The sequence below is a fragment of the Ferviditalea candida genome (assembly GCF_035282765.1).
In the GTDB taxonomy this organism is placed as follows: domain Bacteria; phylum Bacillota; class Bacilli; order Paenibacillales; family KCTC-25726; genus Ferviditalea; species Ferviditalea candida.
The window spans coordinates 1-1536 of record NZ_JAYJLD010000091.1; the positions used below are offsets into that span (position 1 = coordinate 1).

Annotated in this window: 2 protein-coding genes; both read left to right on the forward strand. The window is 45.2% G+C overall.

The genetic code is table 11. From position 1 onward, the window contains the following. The coding region (locus tag VF724_RS21145; RefSeq protein WP_371756214.1) for a manganese efflux pump MntP at nucleotides 1-564 on the forward strand (564 nt) is incomplete at its 5' end. Between the two features lie 79 nt (nucleotides 565-643). Then, the gene (locus VF724_RS21150) at nucleotides 644-1435 is read left to right on the forward strand and encodes a TerC family protein (protein WP_371756215.1); all 792 of its coding nucleotides are present in this window, start codon (nucleotides 644-646) and stop codon (nucleotides 1433-1435) included. The last annotated feature ends 101 nt before the right edge of the window (nucleotides 1436-1536 follow it).

The window sequence follows — 1536 nt, forward strand, 5'->3', positions numbered from 1 at the left end:
TGGCTAACGGCTTTACTCATGATCAATTTAATCGGAATCGGATCGAATTTAGATAACTCCAGCATCGGGATCGCTTATGGAGCGGAGAACGTCCGTTTTCCTCATAAAGTCAATCTCGTCGTCAACGCGGTCGGTTTTGTCACCGCGCTGATCGGAACGTATGCGGGAGTGTCCGTTTCCCATGTTATTTCTCGGCAAATCGCGGCGCTGTGTTCCTGCATTGTGCTGTGCGCGCTCGGTTGTTTCATCGTATATGCGAATTATCTGCATCCCGTCATTACCCGAAAGAAAAAAAGCATCCATCTGCAAACGCCGGGAATTCGCGACGGCATTCTTTGGGGACTGGGACTTTCCTTTACGAATATCGTCAGCGGATTTGGCGCCGCCGTTGCAGATATCGCAAATCTTTGGGGGATTATTCTCAGCATAACCGTTTGGGGATATCTCCTGATTTGGTTCGGCAATGTGGTGGGTACCGGGATGATCGCGAGATGGCTCGGCAAATATTCATCAGCTTTGTCAGGGCTATTGTTGATAGCGATTGGAGTGAAACAAATTTTATAAAATCAGGGAAGCGTGTCTAAATGTCACTATATTCCCGTACCTATATATAGTAGACCTATTTCCACAGGGGGCCCTCCTTTTGCGAGAGTTTGTCCAAATATTCTTTATCAATTTCATCAATGACATTGATAACGTCCTGATTCTTATGGCGATCATAAGAAAATATTCTTTTCATCAAAAATCCGTCATTTTGTTTACGGTGTTCCTCCTGACATTCAGCCGTACGGTGTATGTCGGCGCTGTCGACTCACTAACGGCGATACCTGGGCTCCGTCTGATATCCGGTTTGATCATGATCGGTCTGGCGCTCCGTTTGGTCTTGTTTACCGACTTTGGCCTTAAGCGTTCGAGGCCCCTGTCCTGGATCAGATCCTGGATCAAAATGTCATTCGTTTTGCTATTCACCGACTTTACCATTTGCCTGGATAACGTGATTGTGACAGCAGAACTATCTTCCCATCCAATCACAGCGGCGTTCGGCATATTTATAAGCTTGATGACCGCCTTTGTCCTTCTTCGCCTATTACCGGAATCGGTGGCCGAATCCGGCTGGATTCAGATTATTGCCGCCGGTTTGATATCGCACATTGCTTTTTTGGGCATCGTGAAGGATCCGTTGCTCGCCGATAAATTGATCCGGTTGGATCAAATGCTCAAAGGAACGGACATATCCAAGGCGATCCAAATTATCGCTGTTAATATTGCAATCATCATGATCATCATCGGCATTTTAAAAAAAAATCAGACAAAGGGACTCTCTCGGTTAGCTGTGATTACCGATTCATTTTATGCCATAACGTTGAGATCTCGCTCAAATGAACTTTTGAGGCTGAAGTTTTTGAAGCGGACAAATCCATTTCAATTTCTGTAAAAAGCTGCTCTAATTGATCCCGGTCCTTTTTGGCGTAATTTGTATGGATCAAATTAAAATTGTCTTCGGCTTGCTTAATGGTTTCATATGCGGCGTCGATG